Annotated in this window: 1 rRNA gene; it reads left to right on the forward strand. The window is 52.8% G+C overall.

The annotated features are described in order from the left end of the window. A 23S ribosomal RNA gene (locus tag SB754_RS19095) occupies positions 1-2,258 on the forward strand; the annotation flags it as partial. Positions 2,259-2,427: the final 169 nt, after the last annotated feature.

Genomic DNA, 2,427 nt, shown 5'->3' on the forward strand with positions numbered 1-2,427 from the left:
GAAAGCGAGTCTGAATAGGGCGTTTAGTATGTGGTTGTAGACCCGAAACCAGGTGATCTACCCATGTCCAGGGTGAAGTTCAGGTAACACTGAATGGAGGCCCGAACCCACGCACGTTGAAAAGTGCGGGGATGAGGTGTGGGTAGCGGAGAAATTCCAATCGAACCTGGAGATAGCTGGTTCTCTCCGAAATAGCTTTAGGGCTAGCCTCAAGATGAGAGTATTGGAGGTAGAGCACTGATTGGACTAGGGGCCCCCAACGGGTTACCGAATTCAGTCAAACTCCGAATGCCAAATACTTATTCTTGGGAGTCAGACTGCGAGTGATAAGATCCGTAGTCGAAAGGGAAACAGCCCAGACCACCAGCTAAGGTCCCAAAGTATACGTTAAGTGGAAAAGGATGTGGAGTTGCTTAGACAACCAGGATGTTGGCTCAGAAGCAGCCACCATTTAAAGAGTGCGTAATAGCTCACTAGTCGAGTGACTCTGCGCCGAAAATGTACCGGGGCTAAATACACCACCGAAGCTGCGAATTGATACCAATGGTATCAGTGGTAGGGGAGCGTTCTAAGTGCAGTGAAGTCAGACCGGAAGGACTGGTGGAGCGCTTAGAAGTGAGAATGCCGGTATGAGTAGCGAAAGACGGGTGAGAATCCCGTCCACCGAATGCCTAAGGTTTCCTGAGGAAGGCTCGTCCGCTCAGGGTTAGTCAGGACCTAAGCCGAGGCCGACAGGCGTAGGCGATGGACAACAGGTTGATATTCCTGTACCACCTATACATCGTTTGAACGATGGGGGGACGCAGAAGGATAGGGTAAGCGCGCTGTTGGATATGCGCGTCCAAGCAGTTAGGCCGGAAACGAGGCAAATCCCGTTTCCATTAAGGCGGAGCTGTGATGGCGAGGGAAATATAGTACCGAAGTTCCTGATTCCACGCTGCCAAGAAAAGCCTCTAGTGAGATGTAAGGTGCCCGTACCGCAAACCGACACAGGTAGGCGAGGAGAGAATCCTAAGGTGCGCGGGATAACTCTTGCTAAGGAACTCGGCAAAATGGCCCCGTAACTTCGGGAGAAGGGGCGCCTCGGTAGGGTTAATAGCCCGAGGGGGCCGCAGTGAAAAGGCCCAAGCGACTGTTTAGCAAAAACACAGGTCTCTGCGAAGCCGCAAGGCGAAGTATAGGGGCTGACACCTGCCCGGTGCTGGAAGGTTAAGGGGAGAGGTTAGCGCAAGCGAAGCTTTGAACCGAAGCCCCAGTAAACGGCGGCCGTAACTATAACGGTCCTAAGGTAGCGAAATTCCTTGTCGGGTAAGTTCCGACCCGCACGAAAGGTGTAACGATTTGGGCACTGTCTCAACCAGAGACTCGGTGAAATTATAGTACCTGTGAAGATGCAGGTTACCCGCGACAGGACGGAAAGACCCCGTGGAGCTTTACTGCAGCCTGATATTGAATTTTGGTACAGCTTGTACAGGATAGGTAGGAGCCTGAGAAGCCGGAGCGCTAGCTTCGGTGGAGGCGTTGGTGGGATACTACCCTGGCTGTATTGAAATTCTAACCCGCGCCCCTTATCGGGGTGGGAGACAGTGTCAGGTGGGCAGTTTGACTGGGGCGGTCGCCTCCTAAAGAGTAACGGAGGCGCCCAAAGGTTCCCTCAGAATGGTTGGAAATCATTCGTAGAGTGCAAAGGCATAAGGGAGCTTGACTGCGAGACCTACAAGTCGAGCAGGGACGAAAGTCGGGCTTAGTGATCCGGTGGTTCCGCATGGAAGGGCCATCGCTCAACGGATAAAAGCTACCCCGGGGATAACAGGCTTATCTCCCCCAAGAGTCCACATCGACGGGGAGGTTTGGCACCTCGATGTCGGCTCATCGCATCCTGGGGCTGTAGTCGGTCCCAAGGGTTGGGCTGTTCGCCCATTAAAGCGGTACGCGAGCTGGGTTCAGAACGTCGTGAGACAGTTCGGTCCCTATCCGTCGCGGGCGCAGGAAATTTGAGAGGAGCTGTCCTTAGTACGAGAGGACCGGGATGGACGCACCGCTGGTGCACCAGTTGTCACGCCAGTGGCACAGCTGGGTAGCTATGTGCGGAAGGGATAAGCGCTGAAAGCATCTAAGCGTGAAGCCCCCTCCAAGATGAGACTTCCCACAGCGCAAGCTGGTAAGACCCCTCATAGACGATGAGGTTGATAGGTTCGGTGTGGAAGCGTGGCAACACGTGGAGCTGACGAATACTAATCGGTCGAGGACTTATCCACACTCTTAGCAATCATGCAGATCCAGTTTTGAAGGAACGAAAGTAAACCTTCCAGCCAGTAGAGGCTAGAAGGTTTTTTTGTTGTTTATGTCCATTTCATTATTGAGTAGGTAAGATCAAACGGTTATTTTGCTGGATCTGTTTCATAATAACCGTGGGAAATGTAGAAG

This window comes from Leifsonia sp. SIMBA_070 (genome assembly GCF_046534635.1).
Lineage (GTDB): Bacteria > Actinomycetota > Actinomycetes > Actinomycetales > Microbacteriaceae > Leifsonia.